This window comes from Candidatus Thermoplasmatota archaeon (assembly GCA_034660695.1).
Taxonomy (GTDB): domain Archaea; phylum Thermoplasmatota; class E2; order UBA202; family DSCA01; genus JAYEJS01.
This window is the reverse complement of the sequence record JAYEJS010000064.1, coordinates 1-1,748: the sequence shown is the minus strand read 5'-3', so window position 1 is coordinate 1,748 and position 1,748 is coordinate 1. Positions and strand designations below refer to the sequence as shown.

The 1,748-nt window shown below is 35.2% G+C and carries 1 protein-coding gene; it reads right to left on the bottom strand.

All coding sequences use genetic code 11. The features are described 5' to 3' along the window. Positions 1-106 precede the first annotated feature (106 nt). Complete coding sequence (locus tag U9O96_03130) at positions 107-1,498, bottom strand: radical SAM protein (GenBank protein ID MEA2054100.1); 1,392 nt, start codon at positions 1,496-1,498, stop codon at positions 107-109. Positions 1,499-1,748: the final 250 nt, after the last annotated feature.

Genomic DNA, 1,748 nt, shown 5'->3' with positions numbered 1-1,748 from the left:
CACCAGATATTCCTGAAATTTTGTAACGTCTCATTTTTTCTGGCAAGGTGACTATGAATTTTTATCTATCAGAAAAACTTACGATTCAGCAGTAAAAACTACCACGTTACGATTTTGTAGGAATATCTTTTTCTTCTCGCTTTTTTATCGACAATTCATCAGCTAAATTGTAAGAGACTTGTTTTCTATAAAATTTGAACCCTTTCCTATGGAATATTCTCATTCCTGTGTTCAGCCCTACAGTATACAAAAATTTTGGTATGTTTTGTATTCTAACAGAAAACTCTCTACCTAAAATGTTAGGAATGGAATAAAATGTCTTTGATACATTCCTCACCCCATCGAACAGCTCTTCAGGAGACACCTGCTTTGGTTGAAAAACCACGTGTTGCAAATCATATTTTGACCAGTCCTTTGTAAGGATTCTCCCCTCTCGCTCGAAACGATGATATATCTTTGTTCCAGGAAAGGGGGTCAATATGTTAAATTCGGCTGCATCGATGCCCCAACTTTGTACAGTTTCTATTGTATTGTCAAAAATGTCGGGTGTGTCATTGTCAAAACCAAAGACAAAAGAGCCGAAAACTCCTATTCCATATTTTTTGATTTTTTTTATTACAGATGCATACATTTCTACATTATACCCTTTGTTTACCTCGTCTAAGGAGTTCTGTGATATGCTCTCAAACCCTATTGACCAGTATACACATCCTGCCCTTTTTGATAATTTTATTATTTCTTCGTTTTTGGCTAACACAGGGGCGCTTCCATAGCACATAAATCTTTTGTTCAACGATTGCATTTGTTTAAATAGTACTTTTGTGTAATCCGGATCGATAGTTAATGATGAATCATGAATCATAATTAAAAACTTCCTTGGAATTCTCTGTATATCTTTAATCACGTTATCTGTAGGTATAGGTCGATATGCCGTTCCATTGATGCTAGCGAGCATGCAGAATTCACAATTATATGGGCATCCACGTGATGTTTGAATGCCTGCAAGAAGAGGATTCATTCCATTTAAATCTCTTCTCGGCAGGGGTATCTTTTTCGAACCAATCTTATTCTTGCTATTATTATAAAACTTTTTTAACGAATTATTTTCAAAATCTTTCAATAGCTGGGGAAGGCTTAGTTCTGCCTCTCCAATAACTACAGCATCTGCATGTTCTGCGGCTTCTTCAGGCAGGGCAGAGGGATGAAGCCCCCCGATGACAACCGTCTTTCCTACCCTTCTAAATTCATCTGCTATATAGTAGGCTCTTGGTGCAGAGGGAGTTGCTGTTGATATCCCAACAAGATCACATTCTTCATTAAAATCAACATCTTGGTAAGCATCATCAACAAGCCTTATTGAGTACCGATCAGTTGGAATCGATGCAGCAACGTATGGTAGTACCAGAGAAGGATTAACTATAGTTTTAATTAGGAGCTTAGTAAAAACGCTATGGTTGTGAACAAAATTTGCGTTAACTAATAATATTTTCTTTTTCATGTTTTTCATCTTCTTTAACATCCAAATTTTTAACGTTCATTTTATGAACGTCTATATATTGGATGTTAATTTATAAACTTTTCTAAAAGCATTTAATTTTCATATAAATTTTTTAGGGTCTAAAGATATTCCTGAAATTTTGTAACGTCTCATTTTTTCTGGCAAGGTGACTATGAATTTTTATCTATCAGAAAAACTTACGATTCAGCAGTAAAAACTACCACGTTACGATTTTGTAGGAATATCGGGT